Below are 24,972 nucleotides of genomic sequence, written 5' to 3' on the forward strand. Positions count from 1 at the left end.
GCGGTCGCCTTTAGTCCAGATGGCAAACAGATTCTCAGTGCAAGTAGAGACAGGACTTTGCGCTTGTGGGATACAGATTCGGGTACACTTATCCGTATAACAGAGTAATCTTGGTCTTGGAGATGACTTAAACGGCTCATCAGTTTTGAAGTTTTGTGTTTTTTCATCTACATTGACTTAATCAAAGAATAACAATACAATGCCTTAGAAAAGCATACTATTAGACAGCCTCGACTTACGCATACATGAAATCCATCAGAACCAAGCTCAAACTGAATAACAAACAGAAAACCCTGATGGCTCAACACGCTGGTTATAGCAGATGGTGTTATAATTGGGGTTTAAATTTATGGAATGCTGCTTATAAAGATGGTTATAAACCAAATATTCGTAAGCTTAGAGAAACTTTTACTAACCACACAAAACCACTTTATCCCTGGATGAAAAACTTGTCATCTAAAGTCTATCAATATGCTTTTATCAACTTGGGTGAAGCATTTGAGAACTTCTTTCAAGGGTTAAGTAAATATCCAATATTTAAGAAAAAAGGTAGGTCTGATTCTTTCACAATTGATAATTCTGGAAGACCCATAGAATTAAATGGATGGAATCATAAATTACCTGTTATTGGTTGTGTCAAAACTTACGAACCTATTGAGGCAACAACTCAAAAAATAACCATTAGTAGACAAGCAGGCGATTGGTACTTAAGTTGTAGCTACGAATTTACTCCCACTCCAACACCTAAAAAAACTGAAGTTGTGGGTGTAGATTTAGGAGTAAAAACTTTAGCAACTTTAAGCACAGGAGAAGTATTTGAAGGAGCTAAGTCTTACAAGAAATTTGAAAACAAACTATCTAGACTACAATACTTGAACCGCAATAAAAAAATTGGTTCAGCTAATTGGAAAAAAGCACAACTGAAAATAGCAGCATTGCATAGAAGAGTAGCAAATATCCGTAAAGACACACTTCATAAATTGACAACTTACTTAGCCAAAAACCACGGCACTGTTGTCATAGAAGATTTGAACGTTCGCGGTATGTTAGCCAACCATAAACTAGCTAAATTAATAGCAGACCAAGGATTTTATGAATTTCGGAGACAGCTTAGGTACAAGTGCCAATGGTACGGTTCAGAGCTAGTAGTAGTAGATAGATTCTTTCCATCATCAAAGACTTGCTCAAACTGTGGTCATGTCCAAGATATGCCCTTAAATCAAAGGACTTATGATTGTCCAGAGTGTGGCCTGTCGATAGATAGAGATTTAAACGCCAGTATTAATTTGAGAAATGCGGTCGGCTCGATCGTAAATGCCTGTGGATGAGTAACCGCCGACGGACTCAGTAGAAGCAGGAAGTAAACATCAGATTATTACATTATGTGACTGTTTGTATCAGTTTTATAGAGCAGTGGGGACAAGACTTTGCATTTGTGGCGGGGTTTATATGGGTAAAATTTGTTAAAAGATGTAATCAACTACAATTTCATCCTGACCTCGTTAAACCTGAAAATAAAGATGCAGCAGAAGCTTGTCTCAAGTATGCAGGTTGGGACGATCAAACCAAAGCAGAATTTCGGGATAGATAACGTTTGTCTAGAGAATAAGGAAAATACCAAGATTGCTGTTATAGCATTTCCCATTAAAATGAGATACATTTACGATCCCCCTAAATCCCCCTTGAAAAGCTATCCTTTATAAGGAACTCCTGAAACCTTTGTAGGAGGGTGGGAAGAGGGGGAAGAGGGGGAAGAGGGGGAAGTAAGAATTTTCTTTAAAGTCCTCAAAAAATTGTCTCATTCAATACAATTTTCTCCGGAAAAAGCCGTTTCCAGACATACACAGAACTTGTATCTTTTGTCAAGTTTTATGTTAAGAAAGATGTTTATAAAGCATAGCTTGAAAAGGGGGACTTTGAAGGCTCCCCCCTTTTTTAAGCGGTTCCCCCCTTATGAAGGGGGGTTAGGGGGGATCTGGGGGCAGGGGGGGATATATTAGACAGAATCAGGATCGACCCCTAACTCTTTTAGTTTAGCAGCCAGACGTTCCGCTCGTTGCTGTTGTTGTTCAGCACGTTGACGTTCCTGGTCAGCACGTTGACGTTCTTGTTGGGCTACTTCTCCTGGCAATAATACCAAATTTCCTTGCTCGTCATAAAATCGTAACCACACTGCCGACTCTTGCTGAATACTCCCTTCCCAAGTACCCAACCATAACTCCAACTTCTTGCACCACAACCATCCTCGCTCGTCCGGCTGTAACTTCTGATATCTATCGTTTTCCAGAGACCATCCCTCTAATGATTTCCGATCAAATGGATTAAAGATGAAATAATATGGAGTACGGAATGTTCCCTCGTAAATATCCTTTTTTTTACCAATGTCTACACTAGCAGTTGAAGGAGATGTGAGTTCAACTATCACATCTGGATAACGACCTTCTTCTTCCCAAACTACCCATCCTTGACGATCTGTCTTGCCATCAACATCCAAAACCACAAAGAAATCAGGACCTTTGTAATCACGATTTCTCGCTTGAGCGCTACTATAATAAATAAACATATTGCCACCAGCAAAAAAGTCGTTGCGGTCTGACCAATGTTGATACAAAGAATCTATCAGAAGATTCATGGCAATACGGTGACGTTTGCTTTCCAAGAGTTCTCCATCATCAAAGATTAAGTCTGTAGGTGGCATGGGTGGTTCCCAGTCGGGAGTTACTTCGGTGAGTAACTCGGTTTTGGGAGATGTTTCTGTAGTCATTGTTCGCCCCCTCCGATCATGTTTTCATTTTTTTAGAGTAGCATGGATGAAATAATATCAGGACTGACGCAACGCACCCTAATGGACTGACACACCTTAAATGGTGCATTAGGAAAAAATTCTCAAACCTTGCTATAATAAGAATTATACGAAAAAAGCACTCTGCACAGTTTTAGCTGTGTCAGTCTACTTTTTTCGTATAATTCTCAAACCTTGCTATAATAAGAATTATACGAAAAAAGCACTCTGCACAGTTTTAGCTGTGTCAGTCTACTACTAAACTCTGATGGTTCAAGAGGATTATTACAGCAGATAATTACAATATGGAACAACTCACTGTCGATCAATTTGGTCGTATCGAAATCCCTGAAAAAATACGCCAGCAATTAGGAATTAACAATCAAACTAAGTTATCCTTAAAAGTTGAAAATGGTCAACTTATTCTTCAACCCTTAGAACCAGAATTAGAAACCTACTATGAAGATGGAATATTAGTCTTTAAAGCTGAACCGATATGTAATACAGAAACAATCATTGATGAACTGAGAACAGAAAGAATTAATGAATTAACATCGTGGTAAAAGCTTTATTTGATACAAGTGTTTTAGTCACTGCATTATGGACTAATCATCCTAAACATTCAGCTTGTCTTTCACGATTAAAAAAAGTTAAATCTGGAAATATTCAAGGAATAATTTGCACTCATACTTTGGCAGAACTCTATTCCGTTTTAACTCGCCTTCCGATAAAACCTGCTGTTTCCCCAAAACTTGCACAACAATTAATCAGAGAAAATTTAGCAGAATTTGAAGTGATTTCTCTCTCTACTGAAGATTATCAAACTGTTATTAATAAAATGGTAAATTTGAATTTAACAGGAGGTGGAATTTACGATGGTTTAATTGCTCAAGTTGTTTTTAAAGTAGAGGTAGATCGGTTACTTACTTTAAATCCTAACCATTTCATACGTCTTGGTGAAGAAGTAGCAAAATTAGTAGAAGTACCGACATAAAATTTACAGCGATCGCATAATATTGTTAGCCCCCTATTTTATGCTTTCATTTTTTTAGAGTAGCATGAATTAAATAATCAGGACTTACGCATGAAGTACAAAAAATTAGGATTTGAGATTGCTTTCCGTCCCGGAATGCTCCGCAAACCCTGTGGGTTGCAATGACGAAAATACGTTGCAGGTGCGTAAGTTCTGATAATATTATGTCCAGTTAAATAGGGTTTGCTGAAAAAGTCTTTTAGTAGGGGTAGGAGACAGGAGACAGGAGACAGGAGACAGGAGACAGGAGACAGGAGGAACGGGAAATTGTAGAGGAGGTAGTCGGAAAAATTGTAAGAGTGATTTTTCTGCCATAATCGCCCCAAAACACTAGCTTTTTGAGCTTGAGCGACCGAAAAGCTTGCACTTTTTCAAGGCAAAAAAAGGCAGCAAACCAATATTAGTCAATGCTTTGATATTTAATCAGCAAGCCCTAAATAGTTTAAATCAACGGTAATAGGCGATCGCTCTCTACGCATTTGGGCATCTAAAACTCACTTAGAGATTACTTTTAACTTTTGACTTGCGCGTAGCGCTATACCTATTTTTTGAACAAATAAACATCATCCCGTTCGTAACTAAGCTGAAATTCTGAATTAACTTTGAGTTTATCTACTAATTTTTCTGAATATTCCTGACTACTTTTCCACCCTGGATGACGTACATTTACCAATACATAATCATACTCAACTAATGCTTCATTTGTTGGTAATTCATCTTCTTCAACAATTAACTTAATAAACTTACGATGAGTTAAATGAGGCGTAATTTCAGAAGTAGTAAAAACACCGCCTTTTGTATTCACTAAAGCAACTGCTTCTCGTGCTGCTTGCCAAGTATCTAGATAATCTAAATAAATAGACCAAAAATACCCATATTTAGCCAAAGCTAAAAATCCGATGCAAGACCAAATAATAATAAATTTTGGTAAGCGATCGCCAACTATTGTAGATATATTTTCAGCTTTATCTGTTTGAGGTTTGCGTAAATTCCACAACCAATACCATAAACCACATTTTCCATCAGCAATAGTATAAATTACAGCCATTAATAAAAAAGGTAATATTGGCAAAGAATACTGATGAATTAAATCTCTTTGAGCATCAATTTTAGATAAAATATTCATCGCCAAAACGGGATAAGCTGCTATTAAAGGAGTTAAATATTTAGGAGCAAGCCACCAAATTACGGGCAGATTTAGTAATAGTAAATATTCTAGAGTTTTCAGTGAAATTAATTTACCAAACACCAGTTCTGGTCTTAAAAATATATTCAGTAAAATTTCTTGTATAGAGCCACCTAAATATTGATAACGTCCGACTCCTCCTGGTGGTTGACCATCTTTAAAATAAGGTATTAGTACTTGAGTAGCAATAATAAACCAAGCTACACCAGCAAATAAAGCTATTGCTCCGCACAGTCGTTTTTTTTCATAGAAATATAACCAAAAACCCATTCCAGCAATAGGTAAAGATAAAGCATCTTTACAACCTAAAACCCAAATAATAGCTATACAAAACCAAAAAGTTTTATCTAATTTTGCTGCTAAAATTGCTCCTAACATTGCTGGCAATGCCATTACTTCTGGATGAAAATCAAATAAATTGAGATTGAACACTACTGGGTATAATAAATAAACTATTACCATAGCAAAAGCAAGTTTTTTATTTAAGCCAGAATGACGCGCTAAACTCCAGGTAGGTATTGTTCCTATTGCTAAACAAATGGCTTGTATTAGTAATAACCAATAAACTGAAGGATAAATTTTATAAAGTAATGCTACAGGGTACATTGACCAAGCAGCATGATTACCTAAATGATGTACTTCTAAGAAGGAAGAAATAGGGGGTAAACCTTGACTAATTAAATAAGTAACTTGGTCATAAATTCCCATTTCAAAAGCCGTAGATTGAAACAATAAATGACGTATGCTGCTACAGATAAATAAAATTATGGCAGCAATTATGGTTATTGTAGAGAGAGGAGCAGATTTTAGTTGTTTGACAATTAGCATTTTAGAAGGAAGAAAGAAGAAGGAAGAAGGAAGAAAATTTTGGCAACTGAGTCTGACAAGGAAGGAAGAAGGAAGAAAGAAGAAGGAAGCAAATTTTGGCAGCTAAGTCTGACTATTGACAGCATTAAGTAATATTTGCTAACTATACTTCTATTTAGAAGTAAAAAGGAAGAAAGAATAAGTAAGCAAATTTTTAGCAACTGAGTCTGACTGTGATAACATTAAGTAATATTTGCTGACTATACTTCTATTTACAGGACTTACGCAAAGACACTACATATACTAGATAAAAACTATAGCACTATGGTACATATAGTGTTTTTACCATAAAAATGCGTAAGTTCTGATGTAGAGATTTTTTGCCATTCAAGTAATGGTGGTCTATTGTAATTATTTTGGTCAAGGACAAAAGCAGTGGGAGCATCTTGCTCCCATGAAACGCCGTTGTTCATCTACATATACCATTACTATGCAGAACTATCGCCATTGATTTAGACTTACTATATTTAGTATTTATTATGCAATTGAAGAATGTTATACTGTTTCTCAAAAAATATCTTTACTTCATACTATTTCTGCGAGGTTTACTGTCTATTCTCACGATCGAAAAGAAGTTTTCAATAATGTCCGACAGACCGCCCATAATCAACTTATTATCTCTCTTAACCTCCATCAAAAAGGGAAATTATTTAACATTTTGATTGCGGGTAATTGACCGATAACTGGTAACTGAAATGACGAAGTAAATGATAGTTTGACAATACTTAAATTTTTCATATTTCTTCCTTCTTCCTTCTTCCTTCTTCCTTCTTTCCTTTGAAATACCAGTACATCATTTTCTTGATAATTTAATTCCCATTCTTGGTTATTTTGGAGATTTTTAGAAAGGATAATACCTGCCTCCTCAGTATCTGGCCAAGGATGACGTAAATTCAGAACTACATAATCAAATTCATCTAAATTATCTGGCTTTGTTTGATTTAATAATTTTACTGTTGAACGATGAGTAAAATGGGGTGCTAATCTATTATCTGTAAGTACCCCTCCTTCAGTTTTGACATAAGTAATTGCATTCCTTGTGGCTTGCCAAGTATCCAAACTCTGCCAATATAAAAATAAATCTGCTACATTCCCTAGCAATAAAAACATTAAAACAGACCACAAAATAATCATTTTAGGAGCTTGAAAATTTGGTACTGATAATCTCAGATTAAACTTAGGAATTTCTAACTCTCTTTTCCCAGATAAATTTAATGAAATATCATTTTCTTCAGCTTTTGAAGCTGCTGCTAAACAAGAAATTACTGCTAATAATAAAAAAGCGATCGCTGGCAAGGAATATTGATAATTTAAACTTCTTTGAAATGATACTTCAGACAACACATTCAACACAATTGTGGGAATAGTTGGAATGAGAGGGATAAGATGAGGCAAAATAGTCTGATTTGTCTGAAGTAGAGGAAATATTCCCCAAGTTACAGGTAACAATAACAGACAAATATATTTGATAGTCTCAAAAGATAATATCTTCCCTAACACTACTCCTGGTTGTAGCAAAATATTAATCATAATTCCCACAACAGAATCTCCCAGATAACTATAACGCCCTACTCCAGCTACTTCTCCACCACTGAAAAAAGGAATAATTCCTTGAGTGACAACCACAAACCAAAAAATACCTAAACAAAGAGCAACTAAACCACAAAACTTCCGCCTTTCAAAAGTTAGTAACCAAACACCCATAAAAACTACAGTTAATGATAAAACTGCCTTGCAACCTAACACCCAAATAATTGCCAGACAAAACCAGAAAATACGTTGCAGTCTAGCAGCTAAAATAGCAACTAAAATAGCAGGTAATGCCATAACTTCTGGGTGAAAATCAAATAAATTAATATTAAAAACTACTGGGTAAAAGAGATAAGAAAAAGCGATCGCTACTGCTTGTCCTTGATTTAAACTTGCCTGTTTGGCCAAACACCAAGTAGGCCACGCTCCCAAGGCCAAACATATAGCTTGTACTAAAAGTAGCCAGTGTACATTAGGATAAATCAGATACAATAATCCCAGAGGATAAACTGCCCAAGCAGCATGATTCCCCAGATGGTGATACCCCAAAAAAGAAGAAATGGGAGATTCTCCTTGACTAATCAAATATACAACTTGGTCATAAATACCTAAGTCAAAACCAGTAGAATAGAACAATGCGTGGCGTAAACTACTACACAGAAAGAAAATCAAAGCTGCAACAATTATTATCCTACTCACAACAGGTGGTGGAAAAAGCATCATATTTTTAAATCCCACATTCCGCAAGTCAATTTGTCAAATAAAAAGTAGCACAAAGGACAAAAACTAGCGATTCTCTAAGTATTTATATCGCGTAAATTATCTTTATTGGCCTTTTTCAACAATTAATAATGAATAATGAATAATGAATAATTACCTCTCCTTGAAAAGAAGAGGATTGACAAATTCATGAAAATTTTTTTTCACAGGAGTCGATTGGATATGGCGAGGAGACCTCGCCATCCCATCCTACGGAATGCTGCGCAAACGACCGCTTATTATCCCCTTAAAAGGGGAGGCGCATACCCACAATTTTTCGGTAAGAGTCAAATTATCAAGAAAATATTAAGTATAAATAATGAATTTATTTTGAGTTATTGGCGACTACTACTCTCTCCTGACTGTACGTCGCCAATTTGACAGCTTTCTTACCTGACTACTTATCTTTATATACTAGGTTTTGAAGTGCGGAATGTAAGTTAAATCTTATTTTTTCGCTCTTTTTCAACAAGTATTCCCATGATTTTTTTACTAATGTTTTGAACAGGTTATACCAATTTGAAAAAATAATTTTACAAATAGTTTCAAACTCTATAAAATCTTAATGCATGACTTTTGACTTCCTCCCAAAGGGGGTGAAACGGTATTAGTTGGGATTTTTCACGAATTTACAATACTCAGAAAGTGTTAAAGCACAATTTTCATACTGCTTAATCCCTTCTGCCATTGATGTCGGAGTTATTTTTTGTTCTAATTTTCTAGGGTTTCTGACAATACGACCTGCTTTGATATTCTCTTTAGAATCACCTATTCCAGGTCTTCCTGTTTTATTCGTTACTTTGTATTCCTCCGAAAATTCTGATTGTGTTCTAAGGACTTTTTTTAAAGCATCAAAAACTAAGTCCGTCTGATTCAGTAGTTGATCGTAGGAAATCATCAAAGTACGTTCTTTGCTATTGATTAACTTTGCATATCTTTCTAAAGTTGATAAGCGATTTAAATAATAAGTTAATACTTTTTCTTCACTCCAGTGTGGCTTGAGGTCGAGAATACTAGCTATTGTTCTCTCTGGATCTCTGATGAGAAATATACTATATAAATTTTCCGAAGTTAACAATTTTTCATCTAAAAAAATCTTATTATGTAAAGCTTTATCGAGAATATATTTATGATTCATTCTCAAACTTTTTAAGTCTTGCAAATTGCGAATATTTTGGGTTTTACGATACACTTTAGATACTAATTTATTCAAATCAAATTCAGAGGCATATTGAATGTGAGTTTCACCATATCCTAAGATTTCTGTATGAGAACTTAATATATTAGCTAGTAATGAAGAACCAGAACGCATATGGCTGAGAATAAAAATGAACTTGTATGGTTCCGTTCTGAACATTGCTCGGTATGGGTCTTCAACTTGATTGATTCTCAAGTCATAATACTTATGAATCATATCATTTTTAATAAGTCGGATAGATTGACGTATTTCCTTGATTAAATTACTCATTTTTCACAGTAATAATTTTTTGCTCTATAATAGCTTATTTAGAAAAAGCTGCCAAGCATTACTAAGTTTTTTTATATCAGTTTTGATTTTTATATTATATCTAGTATATTAGCTTGATACTATCAGGAAATCTTAAAAGAGGACTCCCGCTATAATCTATGATTTAGCGGTGATACGGGACGTATAAACTGCTTGGTAAAGGCACGCTAGACAGCCACAATGCGAATTTAAATCAGCAAATTAATTGAGCGGTAGCGAATCAATCAAAGTTATTAATGTTTTATTTTCAACCTTTGATTACTTTAACTTACCAGTACAAAACTTTTGTCAACTAAACAGCAAGAAATAGATATTAATCATATTCTTAAAGAAACTCTCTTCTCTGTTTGCGCAGCATTTCGCAGGAATAGAAAACATAATTGCAGTAATTGTGGGGGTACAACTCAACTTGTTTGATTTGTTGCCTAGGTAAGAATTTATATTTAGCTGGCGCACAACTTTCCTAAGGTCATGCTACCACAAACGTTAACCCTCCACGACATGTTTGCGCAGCATTCCGCAACGAAAACGCCTAGCGTTGCGTCAGCACTCGCAACAATCTCCCATTATAATCTTTAGATTTATACGGTGAGAGTGTCAATAGCTTGATACTATTGCATTAGGAAAATTTCATAGCGGGACTTTGATATTTTTGATGGTAAAAATGGCTTCCAACTCAACGGTAGCAAGGAAAATACGAAACTCAGGCTAAAAATTGCTCTTTGCGTAGCATGACCCAGGAAAACCTAGTGCCGCTACGCGGAAGTTAAAAGTCAAAATTCATGCATCGAGTGCGTAATTCTGAGGACACCTCAGAATGTAAGACGCATATCTGACAGTCAATCATTTTTGATTTGTAATTGTTTTGGGATTTTGTAACTGGTCAGTTATTTCCGCCATCCTGCACTAGATATATCAAGAAATAGGCTATTTTGACGTTAAAGTATTATACAGCAAGGGTTTAATACTTTTGGCGTTTTTTGCTAAAGTCCCAATAGTAAAAAAAAATTCAGAAACAGGAATATCTAGAGAAAAGTACATCTAATGCTGGATTAATCTGGGATAATTTGTCAGCAAAATTATGATTTCTCTTTTGATATTAAAAATCTGAATAACTAAAATCTATTACTCTGGCAACCTTGCTCTTAACACAAAATAACCAATGAATCGTATAGTGGAATTGTGGACAAATTTCTCAAAAAAATATGAAAGCAATTACAATCTTGGGATCTACAGGGTCTATTGGTACTCAAACCTTAGATATTGTTACTCAAAACCCAGATAAGTTTCGAGTTATTGGGTTAGCTGCTGGAAGCAACGTAGAAATGTTAGCTCAACAAGTACGACAGTTCCGCCCTGAAATTGTTGCTATTAACAATGAGTCCCAATTTACAGAGTTAAAAGAGGCCATTGCTGACCTGACACCTCAACCCATATTGCTTGCAGGCCAAGATGGTGTCATTGAAGTTGCGAAATATGGTGACTCAGAAGCTGTAGTAACGGGTATTGTCGGTTGTGCTGGTTTATTACCTACTATTGCCGCTATTGAGGCCCGAAAAGATATTGCTTTGGCAAATAAAGAAACACTTATCGCAGCAGGCCCAGTTGTTAATCCTTTAATTGAAGAACACGGAGTAAAATTGTTGCCTGCCGACTCAGAACATTCAGCAATTTTTCAATGTCTTCAAGGTGTACCTAAAGAGGGTTTACGTAGAATTATTTTAACTGCTTCTGGTGGTGCTTTTCGAGACTGGCCAATTGATAAATTATCAAAAGTCAAAGTAGCAGATGCCATTAAACATCCTAACTGGTCAATGGGTCGTAAAATTACCGTGGATTCTGCCACGATGATGAATAAAGGTTTGGAAGTTATTGAAGCTCATTATTTGTTTGGATTAGATTATGAAAATATTGATATAGTGATTCATCCTCAGAGTATAATTCACTCTTTAATTGAGTTACAAGATACTTCTGTTTTAGCTCAGTTGGGTTGGCCAGATATGCGTTTGCCTCTACTTTACGCTTTATCTTGGCCGGAAAGGCTTTATACTGATTGGAAACAATTAGATTTAGTTAAAGCTGGTAGTTTGACTTTTAAGGAACCCGATAATTTGAAATATCCTTGTATTCAATTGGCTTATACTGCAGGTCGTATAGGTGGTTCGATGCCGGCGGCTTTGAATGCAGCAAATGAACAGGCTGTGGCATTATTTTTAGAAGAAAAAATTCCTTTTTTGGATATTCCTAAGTTGATTGAATATGTATGTGAAAAGCATAAGTCAGATTGTCAGAAAAATCCCAGTTTAGATGATATTTTAGCTACAGATAAATGGGCAAGAAAAGAAGCTGTAGCTGGAAGCTTGATAGTAGCTAATCCTCTAAAAAATGTATTAGTTAATGTTGAAGAAAAGCTAGCAAATGCAGAAGAAAAAAAAATCGAAGATGATGCATCTACAGAAATAAAAAGTGAAAATGATAACCTAGGATTTAATGATTTTTATAAAAAGGGATTAGCAGAATATCAGCAACAAAATTATCAATTAGCTTTGGCAGAATTTAATCATGCAATAGAGATAGATAACGGTAACTCAGATGCTTATATTTATAGAGGTGATGTGAAAGAAAAATTAGAAGATTATCAAGGAGCAATTGATGACTATAACCAGGCAATTAAATTAGATGCGACTCATCCAAAAGTTTATTATCGACGGGGAAATGTATTGCGAAAAGTAGGAGATAATTGGGGGGCGATCGCTGATTATAATCAAGCAATTAGACTCAATCCAAATTATACATCTGCCAAACATCGTAGTTATGTTCATGTTGATACAGGATCTACAGAAACATTTATACAAGAGTGAGTCGATAACATCATTTTTTTGAAATAGCAAATAATGATTAATTCAATCATTATTGATATAGTCTAAATTTAAAGTGAAAAAAAAATTAATTAACTCAAATAATTTTTCCTAAAATTTATTTAGGTATCTTCATGATTGAAGCCTAATTGACAGAATATTGTTTAAATAATTAATTACTGCAATTAAAAAAGTAAGTTATTAAATTCCTTAAAAACAATTATGAAAAACGAATAATTATCACAGGTAAACTCTTTCCTTTATTTACAAAAATATAAGGGAAAACTTACTACTTTCGACTTTTGAATTTTGAATTGCACATACAATTATGTATAACATATCTGAAAACATAACCACAGTAATAGTAGCTTTAATAACTCTTGGAATTCTTGGCTGGGGATACTACAGAGCAAGACCTTATGGTAGAGTAGGCATTCTCGCCTGGTTACAATCAGTAGTATTAATGGCACCTTGGTTACTATTTTTTGCTCTATTTGCTGCTGGAATCTATCTGAACCTAGTATTTGTCCTATTTTTGCTCGTAGCTTGTACAGGATTATATATATACTTGGGACGACAACTACGAACAATAGCAGCTAAAGACCCAGAAAACCAACCCAGTCTCAAAACCATCGGCGACTCACAACTATCTAGCAATGAAGAAGAAACTCAATCAACCCAGGATAAAATAGCAAACACTGAATCACAAAAAGAACAAACTCCAGAATTTATTCCTATCCCTAGTGAAGACCTCCAGAAAATCAAAGATATTTTTGGTATCGATACTTTCTTCACAACCGAAACTATTCCTTATCAAGAAGGAGCTATTTTCAAAGGTAATTTACGGGGAGATGTAGAAAAAATCCATACCCAGTTATCAGTCAGTTTGCAAGAAAAACTAGGCGATCGTTATCGACTATTCCTCATAGAAAGTCCTGAAGAGAAACCAGTAGTCATCATTTTACCAAGCAAAAATGACCCTCAACCCGCTACTACATCCCAAAAAATTCTGGCAGTTGTGCTAGCGATCGCTACTATTGCCACCAGTTTTGAAGCAGGTGGTTTATTATTAGGGTTTGACTTTTTCAACGAACCCACACGGTATCCAGAAGCATTACCCATTGCACTTGGTCTATGTGCAGTTTTAGGTATTCACGAAGTCGCCCATCAAGTCTTGGCAAAACGTCACAATGTCCGCTTTAGTTGGCCATTTTTTCTACCAGCTTGGCAAATTGGCAGTTTTGGGTCTGTTAACCGTTTCGAGTCAGCGATACCGAATAGGAAAGTCCTGTTTGATGTAGCTTTTGCCGGACCTGCTGCTGGAGGAATACTTTCTTTGGCAATGCTATTGGTGGGTTTATTGCTTTCCCACGAAGGTAGTATGTTTCAGATGCCGTCCGAATTTTTCAGAGCTTCTGTTTTAGTGGGAACTTTAGCACGGGTGATTTTAGGTTCGGCGGTAAATCAAAATATAGTAGATGTTCACCCACTAGCAATTATCGGTTGGTTGGGTTTGGTAATTACAGCGCTAAATCTTATGCCTGCGGGTCAGTTGGATGGCGGTAGAATTATTCAGGCAATTTATGCTCGGAAAGTTGCAGGTAGAGCAACATTTTTCACTTTTGTAGTTTTAGTCATTGCTTCCCTAGTTAATCCTTTAGCATTGTATTGGGCAATTATTATTTTGGTATTACAGCGAAATTTGGAACGTCCTTGTTTAAATGAATTAATAGAACCTGACGATCTACGAGCTACTTTGTGTTTGTTCGCTTTGTTTATGGCGATCGCTACTTTGTTTCCTTTAACTCCTGCCTTAGCTAGTCAGTTGGGTATAGGTAGTTAATTGAAAGTCAGAAGTAAAAAGTCAGAAGTCAGAAGTTAAAAGTTAAAAGCTAAAAGCTAAAAGTTAAACACAGCAGTGGGCATTCCCATGACTCCGAAACTTCGCCGGAGTCTGACCTCTACTTAAATTATTTAGGACTTACGCATATACGCCATATATAGTGTTCAAAACTGTTGTTCAATAGTTACTAGACTCTATAAATAGTGCCTTTGCGTAAGTCCTGATTATTGTCAAAAATGTCAGGAACCTTTGATGTCTTTTAAGCATTAAGTTTTGTCCAAATTGTGGTACTCCATACACTAAACTTATGTGGGACTACCCAATTTTCTATTCAGATGTTAAACTTAATTTAATAAAGTGTTATATGCTCTATGTCCAATATAACCATTGGTTTCCGAATTTCAGACCATCTTCACCAGCAATTAGAGGAGTACAGAACAAAAGCCTACTTGACTAAGAGTGAGGTGATTGTAAGTTTTATTGATCAGTATCTAGGTGCTGTTGAGGATATTCTATTCAGTCAGAGAGTGATTGATTTAGAAGAACGCATGACTAAGCTGGAAGCTCAAGTTCAGGCAATACAAAACTGATGTTTTATAAACAAATAAAATTCTAAGTCAGAAGTATCTCTATAAATTAACTAAGTAACCAGCAACAAATAAAATCAGGAAAAACTTTCATGTCTGAATCAAATATTTTAGTTAAAATTACTATTTCCGATCCAGAACTAAACGAATCTCAGCTACAACAAGCCACCCAATATTTACAAGCAGAAATTAAAGAAGTATATGGAGTCCTAGAAGTCAATCAAATTCCCATTTCTGAAGTAGAAGAAAGAGCCAAATCAATTGGTGGATTTTTAATTAATGTTCTAACAGCCGAAGTCAGTCTTCAAAATTTAAAAACGTTGGTGAAGCATCTGGGCAATCGCACTTTCGGGAGAATCTACGAAATCGAAGCTGAAGGTAATGGTCGAAAATTAAAAGCTAAATTTCGTCGTCCTGAAGATTTGGAAACGATTTTGCCTGAAGTTGATAAATTTTTAAAGGGATAAGGGGAAATATCAGTGAGAAAAATTGCTTTATTAATTGGGGTTAGTGAATATAAAAATTTTACCAAGCTTCCCAGTGCAGTTAACGATGTAGACGCATTACAAGAGGTATTGCTTAACTCTGAAATGGGCGGTTTTGATGAAGTAAAAACTTTCAAAAATATCAATCGCCAAGATATGGAATACGAGATTTACAAGCTATTTGATAGTCGCAAATCTAATGAATTATTGCTGTTCTATTTTTCTGGTCATGGAATTACAAATCCCAAGGGTGATCTATTTATAGCTACACCTGAAACGGACAAAAATGAACGAGGTATTGTAATCCCCCCGACAGCAGTAGAAGCGAGTTATTTAAAGAAACGCATGAACGATAGTAGTTCAAACCATCAAGTTATTATTTTAGACTGTTGTTTTAGCGGCGCATTTGATAAGGAACTCAATCCTAAATATGCTGGTGAAGCTCCCATTAATTTTAAACAAGATTTGGGAGGAGAAGGACGGGCAATTTTAACTTCTTCTAGTTCGGCTCAGATGTCCTATGAATCGAAAACTTCAGGTTTGTCTATCTATACAAAATATCTGGTTGAAGGAATTCATACTGGAAAAGCAGATCAGGATAATAATGGTGTAATCTCGGTGGATGAATTGCATGAATATGCTAGTGAGAAAGTGCAAGAAGAATCCCCAGAGATGACTCCTCGATTTTACCCAGTTGAGCAAGGTTATAGAATTCATATTGCTAGATCGCCTCAAGGTAATCCTAAGCTTAAATATCGCAAAGAAGTTGAGGCGATTATTCAGAATGAACGGGATGAAATTGATTTTATACGAGGAGAAATTGACGACTTTGAACGTGAAATTTTGGAAATTCATCGTCTTGAACATGGAATTTCTATCGAAGATGCTAAAATAATAGAAAAAGAGGTGATGGAACTTCATCGCAAACGCTGGAAAAATTTGCAACAGTATAAAACACTATTCAGTAAAGCGGTTAAAAGAAGTTTTCCGTTAAGAAAAAATGATCGCCTAAACTTAGAACGAATTCAAAAGCGTTTAAGTTTACGGGATGAAGATGTAAGACGGATAGAAGCCAAAATTACACCAAAAATTTCCAAACCCGTTACATCAAAAATTTCCAAACCCGAAAGAATTAAGAAGGAGCCACAGAAATATAAAAGAGATGAAATAACCAGAAAGAAAACAAAAGAAGAAGAAGAATATGAAAAATGGAAGTCAGATAAAGAATTTCATCAACAATTGATTAAGGATAGTCTTCTTAAGAAATGGATGTAGGTGAATGAAAAAAATATGTTGGTAAAGAAAGACTTATAACCTTTATAATATAGACACTTCAGGGGTTTTTCAAGTCTAGTTTTTTGATAAAATATTCACGAAAACATAGGCTTTTCCTCAACTAGATAGCTGGCACTCTATGAAGTCAGAAGCTTGAGGTTAGAGGTCATAAATATGGCAGACTGTACCCAAACATAAAAATTGTACGCTAATGAATTAATAAAAAGCTTGAAAGTATTAATTAGTATATCTTCCAGTCGTTAAGGTCTTCATTTTTTCAATTTTATTGAGCTAATCTCCAGAGTCGTTTTGAGAATTTGCGTCCCTTGAGAACTCAAAAAATCAAACTCTGAATAGCTAAAAGCTTTAAGTTACAAGTTTTTCGGAGGTCTTGTTAGTTCCTTGACGTACAAAATTCCCGTTTTGGCAAAGTCTCCCGATGTTGCAGAAAGGAAAATCAATGAAAAAGATACGCTTAGGGGTTCTATAAATGTCTGCGCCTTATTTGCGTAGCGCTATAGCTTTTAACAAAAATAGGGATAACTCCCACGTTCTCCTACAGATAAAGAGTGTAGAGACCCACCCCTACTGCTCCCAGGAGGGGAATATCAAGAAAAATTTGTTAATGGCCCTCGTGAAGAGAACATTTTTTGGTAGTCTTCCATAGTAATGGTATACAAAGAACAAGGGATGCTTGGCACGGGAGCAAGATGCTCCCACTGCCGTACCTCACAAAAATAATGTAATGGACGACCGTTACAATGCACCACCACCCATTTTTTTATACGGAATAAACGGAGAGGGTGGGATTCGAACCCACGGAAAGTCACCCTTCAACGAATTTCGAGTTCGCCGCATTCGACCACTCTGCCACCTCTCCATAACGAAGTCAGAAGTTAGAAGTCAGAAGTCAGAAGTTATTTTTGTAACGGGCATTTGAGCAACGCTCCAAAAATATTACGCCTTAAAAGGCGGGGTTTTAGACCCATGTTATTTTGATAAAAAGTCAAAAGTCAAAATTTAAAAGCCAAAAATGATAATTAAACTTTGATTTTCACAAAATACATATTTCTATATTATAGAACCCTTATGTTATCTTTGCAAAGGTAAGGATTTTTGGTTCGGAGCAACATTTCATATCATGTGCGGATAATCAGTGATAAAAAAACTTTCTCCCTTTGAACCAATATTCCCTTCTGCCTTCTGCCTTCTGCCTTCTCAAAATAGAGAACTATCAACCTTATCTGATTCTAAAGTAGTTTGAAAGCCCGTAGCAGGAGTCCATTGAATTGCACCATCACGACCAGTCCAAAATAGAAGAATATCATTTTCCTGGCAAAGTTCAACCATATCTGGATGGACAGAATCAGACGAAGCGATCGCTACCTCTGGCCGAATAATATTCAACAACTCTGGATTTAACTTGTTCCCAGACCACCAAAGCACCTGAGTCTGCGGAAAACTTCTTGCCGCTAGTAACCGACTCTGTTCAGGCAATTTCACATCTCCCAATAATAACCACTTTTGGCCATGAAGCATAAATTCCACGATTGGGGTCTCAGAATTAATTAACTTCATCTGTATCGAACCCAATTCAATAGTTTGATTATTTACCAAAGTAAAATAATCAGCTTGACTAGCTCCCACAGCATCTAACACAGGTTGATTATTAGTTTGATAATTCTTTTGATCATCAGTTTCCACATCATAAAATATCTTCACTCTCAAGGTATTCAAAATATCTGGCCAGCCACGACTTATACCTTTTTGAGAATGAAGGGCAATAGACCAATTAATTCTATTAATACCTTGCTGGCGTAAAAATGGTAATACCATAAACCTGGCCGTATTTTCACCTCCAGAGTTAATCAAAGTTACTTTCCGTCCATCTTGAATCACAAACACTGGTTCCTCAGATGAATCAAGAATCGTAGCTTGAAACACAGAAGCTCGAGTATACCAAAGAGGAATAATAATGATGGCGATCGCCAAAATCACACCCGACTGCCAAAATTTCAGAGAAAGCTTTTTCTTGTTTCTCTGATTCGCTTCTGGCGGTCTATTTCTCCACAACCAAATACCACAAATCAACCCATAAAGCACAACCAATTGATAAATTGATATAGCACCCACTGCTACTTGATTTCCTGGCAACGCACTAAAAAAATTTACGATCTCTATTAAAACCCTGACTGGAAAATACAATATTCCAGCAATAAGACTACCTACATAAGGAGAAATCAAAGCCACGATGGCGCTGATAAAACCACCCAGTGTAATCACCGCAACCAAAGGCGCAGTAATTATATTCACAAAAATAGTATAAGGAGATACAACATGAAAAACATACAGTAATAGAGGTAAAGTCCAAATAGAAGCAGCGATCGGAATAGCAACTAGAGATGCAATACCAGAGGGCAACCAATCCAAATGTTTCATTAATGGTGGCGCTGTTACCAACAATCCTAAAGTTGCCAAGAAACTCAACTGAAATCCTAAATCCCAAATCCATAAAGGATTAATTAATAGTAGAAAAGTTGCAGCCACAACTAGAGAAGCTAATGGTTGAACTTGACGTTGGGAAACGATGGCAACCAAAGCAGCTAACCCCATCAATGCTGCTCGTAACACTGAAGGCGAAATACCTGCTAAACCAACATAAATAATTAAAGTTAGGATGCCAAAACCAAATCTTGCTCCGGGAGACAAGCTTTTAGTCAAAGTCAGCACCACACCTAAAATTAAGGAAATATGAAAACCTGATGCTGCTAATACATGAGCTAACCCTACTTTGACAAACTTGTCTCGTAATTGATAAGATAAATCTACAGCTCTACGCCCTAATACCATTGCACTCACAAGGGGACCCTCTGGTACGCCCAATGAACTTACATGAGAGCGAATAATTCGTTGTCGTATGCGACTTAATCCCCAAATATTAGTCCTTTCTTGGTTTGTGATGGTGAGTTTATAACCTGTAATCCCAGCAAAAGCACCTTGTCTAGCCAAGTAAGCACGAAAGTCAAAGCCTCCGGGATTAGTTGTTGGTGATGGTTTGTATAAAGATCCAGTAATTGCTACTGCCTCACCAGGATAGACACCTGTTGCATGTAATAGGGGAACTGTAACATAAAGTTTGCCTGTAACGTCTTGGTGTACATTGGCCGAACCATCAGTACCTACTATTTCACTAACTTGAGTGACATTTAGCCACAGTTGTGCTTTTTGTGAGCGAGTCTTGCGGGGAAGAGAAAGCACTTTTCCACGAACAGTAACTACTTGTTGTTGTTGGGAGTCACGATCAACGGGAATTATTTTACTAACGTCATCTATTGATGGTTGGGGTACTCGGACTAAAAAATAAAAACTAGCAAGAAAAGCGACCGCTCCAGCAGTTATCCACAACCAATTTGAATTTAGTAGAGATTTTCTTGTTCTTTTTGGGAGTAAATCTGGAAACTGACCATTTCTGAGTAAGTCTTCAGAATTAATTTTTTGCTGAGGAGTTGCTATGATTTTAGTCGATCTTCGTAAGTTTTGTCGGTATCCTTGTTGTACGATAATTGCTAAGACTAAGCCCACAGTTAGCATAACATATATACCCCAAGGAACAATGGTAGATACTAGCCCCAATATGTAAGCTAGGCTGATGACAATCGCTACAGCTTGATTCATATTTCATTGAAGAAGGAAGAAGGAAGAAGGCAGAAGGAAAAATTACTTATGGATAGTCAACGAAGGCCACTTCGTGTCTACAAACCCCAAACAATTTTAAGCACCTCCGTTGACGGTGGGGTATTAAACCCGCCACAGAAAATATAAATAATTTAGGGCGTTGCTGATTCTGGGTATGATTTGAGAATTTTGTATTTGGGATTTTTTATTTTGGATGGTTTGAACTACTTGTTAATATTAATTCCCAGATCCGGTGTTCCCTATTCCCTATTCCCTATAAACCTACTTTCATACCTTAATTCAGCAATGCCTAATTTAGATAGCTAAACCAAGTCTTAGACCCAACACTGCATGAACAAACATGATACAAAGTGCAATGCTACCAAGGTAAGCGTGAGTAGTACGCAATGCAGCTTGATTTCCACCAAATTTTGTCAGGGAGATCAAACCATTTGTTGCCAGTAGTACCAATACTGCCGAACCAGTCCAAAAATGAGGACTTTCAAATATTTGCTGTTCCTGCATCACTAGAGATAATATTCCACCCGTATAACCTAATGCGATAAATAAAAACATAAATGGTGCCATCTTACGATGATTAGAGGCACTTTCAACAGCTATGGCTTCATCAGTAACTACTCGTCTACGCCATCCAGTTAAACCCACAAAACTACCCATAACAAATACAACGATCGCCATCATCAATGGATGTCCCCAATGTACAATTGGTTCTGGTGTACCGAAATTGCGGAAGATGTCAGCTATTGGTTCTAAATATTCTCTGATTTCCATTTCTTTCTCTGGTGGTAGTTTTTGCTTTCTTGTTCAAAGTTTAAGTTGATCAAAATAATTGGGTCGCGCAACCCCGCCTTTTAAGGCGAAATGTTTTTGGAGGCTTGCTCAAATCCCCTACTTCCCCTCCTGGGAGGGGGAGGGGCGAGGGGTGGGTTAACTTCTGACTTTTGACTTCGTTAAGCTGCTGCTTTAGCCTTATCTTCTGGGTTAGATTTTAGCAATGGAAAGTTAAGACTTTCCCGTTGTTGTAAATAAAGTTGACCGACTTGACGTGCGAGATTACGAATCCTGCCAATGTAACGAGTGCGTTCGGTGACAGAAATTACCCCTCTAGCATCAAGTAAGTTAAAACTATGAGAACATTTGAGAACGTAATCAAGACTTGGTAAAACTAATCCTTGTTTTGTTAGTTGTTCAGCTTCTTTTTCATAGAGACCAAAGAGGGTAAACAAAAACTCAGGATTAGATGCCTCAAAATTATAGGTACATTGTTCAATTTCTCCCTGAAGATAAACGTCTCCATAAGTTACCTTATCAGTCCAAGCTATTTTTGTAATCGCATCTACTTCTTGGAGATACATAGCAAGGCGTTCTAAACCATAAGTAATTTCGATGCACACTGGTCGGCAATCTATACTACCACATTGTTGAAAATAGGTAAACTGCGTAATTTCCATGCCATCAAGCCAAACCTCCCAACCTACTCCCCAAGCTCCTAGAGTGGGAGATTCCCAGTTGTCTTCTACGAAACGAATATCGTGGTCTTCTGGGCGAATACCCAGAGCGCGGAGGGAGTCTAGATAAACATCCTGAATGTTATTAGGAGAAGGTTTGATCAGGACTTGATATTGGTAGTAGTGTTGGAAGCGGTTGGGGTTTTCTCCGTAACGCCCATCAGTAGGACGACGACAGGGTTCGACATAAGCAACTGACCAAGGTTCAGGACCGATCGCCCGCAGAAATGTATGGGGATTCATTGTACCTGCTCCTTTTTCAGTATCATAAGGTTGAGCGATGAGACAACCGCGCTCGCTCCAGAACTGATTTAAGGTGGCTATGACTGATTGGAAATTCACAGACTTTTCTTTGGTTTTGAGTTTATTTGAAATCAGAGAGTTTTTAACATTTTGGGAGCAAACACTCTTGTTATTTTCCCAATTTATACCTTTTTCTAACATAGAATAATTACCTTGTCAACTCCCAAAAAACCGATTTTTTACTATAGTTTAATTGGAAATCAAAATAGGTAATTAATATTGTCGTTAATTATAGCAGGAAACAGATTGAAAAACATTTACCTATCTCAAGGGCATTATCAGTATAGAACCTAAACTATCTTTCTATTGCTATAGTTAAGTCATTATTTCCTTTCTGCAAAAATTATTTCAACTTGTCAATTGAACATGATATTACTTGATGTTCTTTGAAAAAGATATCATTTATAATCAGGCTCGTAGTAGAGCTTTAGTCCTCATATAAGTATTGCAAGGGTTAGAGCAAAACTACAAACAAAAACTTGATTATAAGTAATTAAGTAGAGCAAGCTAAAAAAAAGACGTTGCATATTTAGCCACAAAACGCTTCAAGTCACTGATGTAACTAACTTTTGAATTAATTTACAATTTGATACATAACGCACAAAAATTACCACGCTCTTCTTGAATGGCAATATCCTAATTGAAGAAGGAGACAGGAGACAGGAGACAGGAGACAGGAGGAAAATTACATGGGGATTCGCTCCCCCAAGTAATTTTGAACACCCCCGTTGACGGTGGGGTATTACACCCACAAAGAAAATGATAATTACCACATCATAAACCATATAGCAGTGGAAGGAAAGGGTGCGGACATATCAAAATCTTAAAACTCAAACAACGTCAGATTTTTCGGTCTTTCCTTCTCTCCTAGATAACTAAAGGCATTCTTCCTCCTGCAAAGCGGTTGCATAATTAAACAGGATTAATATTAGAACTAAAAGTTGAACGTCTTACCTTACCTAAAGCGATCGTGACATCCACAAGCATATTCATTGCTACGTCTTTACCAGGACAGATGCGTCCAGCACTACGATCGCCTACAGAATGGAAACCCATGTGGAAAGGGCAAAGATTTTCTCGGTTGGCATCAAATTGATAGGTTGTCGGACCCCAAAAGCTCTCGTCTAACAATCCTAAGCTCATAGGAATCAATATTTTTGTACCAGTAGGAAAAGTTCTATATCTGCCAGCTATTGTCACTGTAAAAGTATCGGTTGCTATTCTATGGGAGGCACTAACGGGTGCCCAGAGACGGGAACATTCTAGGAGATATAGTCGCACCGACTCTCGGTTGTCGAGGTCAAGTTCATCCCAATAATGAGTAGGGTTAATTTCAGATGTATTTTGTCCTTTGTAGGCGGGAAGAGGTCGATCGCCCATAGCAGTTTGACCAAGATGTAGAGGACCTTGTAAAGCGGCTATACTCATAATAGATGTCATCAGTTTGGCTAATTCTCGTCTTGTCATGCCATTATACTGATCGCTCTGTTCGTTAAAGTTGGCTAATACAGGAGAATTTTCATATATGGTTGCTGCTTGCTCGATGGACTCTGAAATTTTTCCATGCCTAAATATGTTTAACTCTTCTAAGATAGTACTAACACCTGCAAAGTAGCGCAGTGTACCCTGGCGTGTATAGTGTAAATCTGTGAGGAAGTCCATTGTAGCTTGATCGTTAGGGTCTAACTAAAATAAAACATAGTGAAGATATTCAATCAGAAACCGTTTCCAACCCCGCTTATCCTCGCTAAAGAAAGCTCCACCAGGACCGTGAGACATATCTATATAATCTGCTGCTAACTTTTCAATAAGTTGTCTGGCGATCGCATCTTGCTGACGTGCTATTGAGGAGTCATTGAGAATATAATCCTGTAAACATCTGCGGAAAGCTTCATGGTCATTACTACCTGTTGCTTCTTGGTCTGAAAGTGCTAGTAGGAAAACATTTCTGCCATCTACATCTTGGTTAGGCAAATGATTTGCTTCTAGTACGGTGGTGCCTAAACGCCATGTTCGAGCTTGTGGAGAAGTCAGTGCTGTTTCTATAGCTTCAAATTCTCCCATTACTACTTGGCCAGCACAACAAAAGTTTGGTCCTAAAACTAGGCGTTTCTGGTCTAGGTATGTAGGAAGATTTGCTGCTAAACCTTCTATGAAGATAATTATTGGTAGCAAGACTTTGCTAAAGATATTTTCTGGATGTTGAAGCGCCCAGATTTGAAAATTATTCAGCCCAATATCTATAAATGATGCTTTATAGGTTGGTTGTTGTCTTGGCGGGGTGGTTGAAGTCATATTGTTTCTCTCTGTTGTTGTTGAAAAAATGGGGGTATAAGTAGTAATAAGTAGTAAACAGTCTAGCATTTGATACGAATTTTATGACCTACATTTTGCAGATAAAATACAGTACTTATATCATGTCCGCTTGAATACTTACACTTTGGTGGAAGGAAGGCAGAAGGCAGAAGGCAGAAGGGAATATTGGTTCAAAGGGAGAAGGTTTTTTGATCACGCTATTATCCGGACATGATATTACGACTATATATGGCGCTACGCGCTAGGGAATAGGGAACAGGGAACAGTAGACTGTCAAAGGGTTTTTCCTGCGGAAATGCTCCGCAAACAGGATTGAAAAATGTCCTAACTTGAATGGGTAGTGCTATATAATAGACATCTGGTGAAAAAGATGTAAACTTTTTGTAACAGTAGAGAACAGGGAACAGGGAAGATGTTTTTAGGAAAAAAACACGGAA

Annotated in this window: 22 protein-coding genes, 1 tRNA gene and 1 pseudogene; 14 read left to right on the forward strand and 10 right to left on the reverse strand. The window is 36.7% G+C overall.

Annotated features, from left to right (window positions below):
* From D5R40_RS42605 to D5R40_RS12795, 3 genes are all read left to right on the forward strand, one after another.
* The coding region (locus tag D5R40_RS42605; RefSeq protein ID WP_134239613.1) for a hypothetical protein at positions 1 to 108 on the forward strand (108 nt) is incomplete at its 5' end.
* Positions 109 to 245: 137 nt separating this feature from the next.
* Complete coding sequence (locus D5R40_RS12790; RefSeq protein WP_124142741.1) at positions 246 to 1,328, forward strand: RNA-guided endonuclease InsQ/TnpB family protein; 1,083 nt, start codon at positions 246 to 248, stop codon at positions 1,326 to 1,328.
* 56 nt (positions 1,329 to 1,384) lie between these two features.
* The gene (locus D5R40_RS12795) at positions 1,385 to 1,591 is read left to right on the forward strand and encodes a hypothetical protein (RefSeq protein WP_124142740.1); all 207 of its coding nucleotides are present in this window, start codon (positions 1,385 to 1,387) and stop codon (positions 1,589 to 1,591) included.
* Between the two features lie 405 nt (positions 1,592 to 1,996).
* Here D5R40_RS12795 and D5R40_RS12800 read toward each other — a convergent pair whose 3' ends face one another.
* Entirely contained in the window at positions 1,997 to 2,764 is a 768-nt protein-coding gene (locus tag D5R40_RS12800) for a Uma2 family endonuclease (RefSeq protein ID WP_124142739.1), read from the reverse strand.
* 323 nt (positions 2,765 to 3,087) lie between these two features.
* Here D5R40_RS12800 and D5R40_RS12805 point away from each other — a divergent pair, with 323 nt between their 5' ends.
* Positions 3,088 to 3,345, forward strand: a complete 258-nt coding sequence (locus D5R40_RS12805; RefSeq protein ID WP_124142738.1) for an AbrB/MazE/SpoVT family DNA-binding domain-containing protein — start codon at positions 3,088 to 3,090, stop codon at positions 3,343 to 3,345.
* Positions 3,339 to 3,776, forward strand: a complete 438-nt coding sequence (locus D5R40_RS12810) for a PIN domain-containing protein (protein WP_124142737.1) — start codon at positions 3,339 to 3,341, stop codon at positions 3,774 to 3,776. The genes D5R40_RS12805 and D5R40_RS12810 overlap by 7 nt, the downstream gene beginning before the upstream one ends.
* Positions 3,777 to 4,356: 580 nt before the next feature.
* On the opposite strand, the gene D5R40_RS12815 is transcribed toward D5R40_RS12810, so the two are convergent.
* Entirely contained in the window at positions 4,357 to 5,733 is a 1,377-nt protein-coding gene (locus D5R40_RS12815; protein WP_240038732.1) for a DUF2079 domain-containing protein, read from the reverse strand.
* A 34-nt stretch (positions 5,734 to 5,767) separates the two neighbouring features.
* On the opposite strand from D5R40_RS12815, the gene D5R40_RS37025 reads away from it, so the two are divergent.
* On the forward strand, positions 5,768 to 5,935 hold the full coding sequence (locus tag D5R40_RS37025) for a hypothetical protein (protein ID WP_205127645.1): 168 nt from the start codon (positions 5,768 to 5,770) through the stop codon (positions 5,933 to 5,935).
* Between the two features lie 566 nt (positions 5,936 to 6,501).
* Here the strand turns inward: D5R40_RS37025 and D5R40_RS12820 are convergent.
* Together D5R40_RS12820 and D5R40_RS12825 are read right to left on the reverse strand one after the other, a co-directional pair.
* Entirely contained in the window at positions 6,502 to 8,121 is a 1,620-nt protein-coding gene (locus D5R40_RS12820) for a DUF2079 domain-containing protein (protein WP_124142735.1), read from the reverse strand.
* A 643-nt stretch (positions 8,122 to 8,764) separates the two neighbouring features.
* Complete coding sequence (locus tag D5R40_RS12825; protein WP_124142734.1) at positions 8,765 to 9,625, reverse strand: sulfotransferase; 861 nt, start codon at positions 9,623 to 9,625, stop codon at positions 8,765 to 8,767.
* A gap of 1,244 nt (positions 9,626 to 10,869) precedes the next feature.
* On the opposite strand from D5R40_RS12825, the pseudogene D5R40_RS12830 reads away from it, so the two are divergent.
* From D5R40_RS12830 to D5R40_RS12850, 6 genes and pseudogenes are all read left to right on the forward strand, one after another.
* Positions 10,870 to 12,024, forward strand: a pseudogene (locus tag D5R40_RS12830) (1-deoxy-D-xylulose-5-phosphate reductoisomerase); the annotation flags it as partial.
* Complete coding sequence (locus D5R40_RS40985; RefSeq protein ID WP_240038734.1) at positions 12,025 to 12,525, forward strand: tetratricopeptide repeat protein; 501 nt, start codon at positions 12,025 to 12,027, stop codon at positions 12,523 to 12,525.
* A gap of 325 nt (positions 12,526 to 12,850) precedes the next feature.
* Positions 12,851 to 14,365 carry a site-2 protease family protein gene (locus D5R40_RS12835; protein ID WP_124154731.1) on the forward strand — a complete coding sequence of 505 codons (1,515 nt, stop codon included), beginning with the start codon at positions 12,851 to 12,853 and terminating at the stop codon, positions 14,363 to 14,365.
* A 371-nt stretch (positions 14,366 to 14,736) separates the two neighbouring features.
* Entirely contained in the window at positions 14,737 to 14,955 is a 219-nt protein-coding gene (locus tag D5R40_RS12840) for a DNA-binding domain-containing protein (RefSeq protein WP_124154732.1), read from the forward strand.
* An 89-nt stretch (positions 14,956 to 15,044) separates the two neighbouring features.
* Positions 15,045 to 15,419, forward strand: a complete 375-nt coding sequence (locus tag D5R40_RS12845) for a hypothetical protein (RefSeq protein WP_124154733.1) — start codon at positions 15,045 to 15,047, stop codon at positions 15,417 to 15,419.
* Positions 15,420 to 15,431: 12 nt separating this feature from the next.
* The gene (locus tag D5R40_RS12850; protein WP_124154734.1) at positions 15,432 to 16,712 is read left to right on the forward strand and encodes a caspase family protein; all 1,281 of its coding nucleotides are present in this window, start codon (positions 15,432 to 15,434) and stop codon (positions 16,710 to 16,712) included.
* A gap of 795 nt (positions 16,713 to 17,507) precedes the next feature.
* Here D5R40_RS12850 and D5R40_RS12855 read toward each other — a convergent pair.
* A tRNA-Ser gene (locus D5R40_RS12855) sits at positions 17,508 to 17,592 on the reverse strand.
* Positions 17,593 to 17,930: 338 nt separating this feature from the next.
* A complete protein-coding gene (locus D5R40_RS12860) occupies positions 17,931 to 20,387 on the reverse strand; it encodes a ComEC/Rec2 family competence protein (RefSeq protein ID WP_124154735.1) in 2,457 nt (818 codons plus the stop codon).
* Here D5R40_RS12860 and D5R40_RS35165 point away from each other — a divergent pair.
* Complete coding sequence (locus tag D5R40_RS35165) at positions 20,379 to 20,534, forward strand: hypothetical protein (RefSeq protein WP_205127644.1); 156 nt, start codon at positions 20,379 to 20,381, stop codon at positions 20,532 to 20,534. The two genes, D5R40_RS12860 and D5R40_RS35165, sit on opposite strands and share 9 nt — an antisense overlap.
* Before the next feature lie 168 nt (positions 20,535 to 20,702).
* On the opposite strand, the gene D5R40_RS12865 is transcribed toward D5R40_RS35165, so the two are convergent.
* Both D5R40_RS12865 and glyQ read right to left on the reverse strand, forming a co-directional pair.
* On the reverse strand, positions 20,703 to 21,179 hold the full coding sequence (locus D5R40_RS12865; protein WP_124154736.1) for a DUF4079 domain-containing protein: 477 nt from the start codon (positions 21,177 to 21,179) through the stop codon (positions 20,703 to 20,705).
* Between the two features lie 179 nt (positions 21,180 to 21,358).
* Positions 21,359 to 22,258 (reverse strand): glycine--tRNA ligase subunit alpha, encoded by a 900-nt coding sequence (gene glyQ / locus D5R40_RS12870; RefSeq protein WP_124142729.1) that lies wholly within the window; start codon positions 22,256 to 22,258, stop codon positions 21,359 to 21,361.
* 601 nt (positions 22,259 to 22,859) lie between these two features.
* Between glyQ and D5R40_RS40990 the strand changes: the two genes are divergently transcribed.
* Positions 22,860 to 22,982: a hypothetical protein gene (locus tag D5R40_RS40990; protein ID WP_275670256.1), complete on the forward strand. Its 123-nt coding sequence runs from the start codon at positions 22,860 to 22,862 to the stop codon at positions 22,980 to 22,982.
* Positions 22,983 to 23,131: 149 nt separating this feature from the next.
* Here the strand turns inward: D5R40_RS40990 and D5R40_RS39520 are convergent, their stop codons facing one another.
* Both D5R40_RS39520 and D5R40_RS39525 read right to left on the reverse strand, forming a co-directional pair.
* On the reverse strand, positions 23,132 to 23,881 hold the full coding sequence (locus D5R40_RS39520) for a cytochrome P450 family protein (RefSeq protein WP_240041585.1): 750 nt from the start codon (positions 23,879 to 23,881) through the stop codon (positions 23,132 to 23,134).
* A gap of 24 nt (positions 23,882 to 23,905) precedes the next feature.
* Entirely contained in the window at positions 23,906 to 24,514 is a 609-nt protein-coding gene (locus D5R40_RS39525) for a hypothetical protein (RefSeq protein ID WP_240038730.1), read from the reverse strand.
* Between the last annotated feature and the right edge of the window lie 458 nt (positions 24,515 to 24,972).

The sequence above is a fragment of the Okeania hirsuta genome (assembly GCF_003838195.1).
Classification (GTDB): domain Bacteria; phylum Cyanobacteriota; class Cyanobacteriia; order Cyanobacteriales; family Microcoleaceae; genus Okeania; species Okeania hirsuta.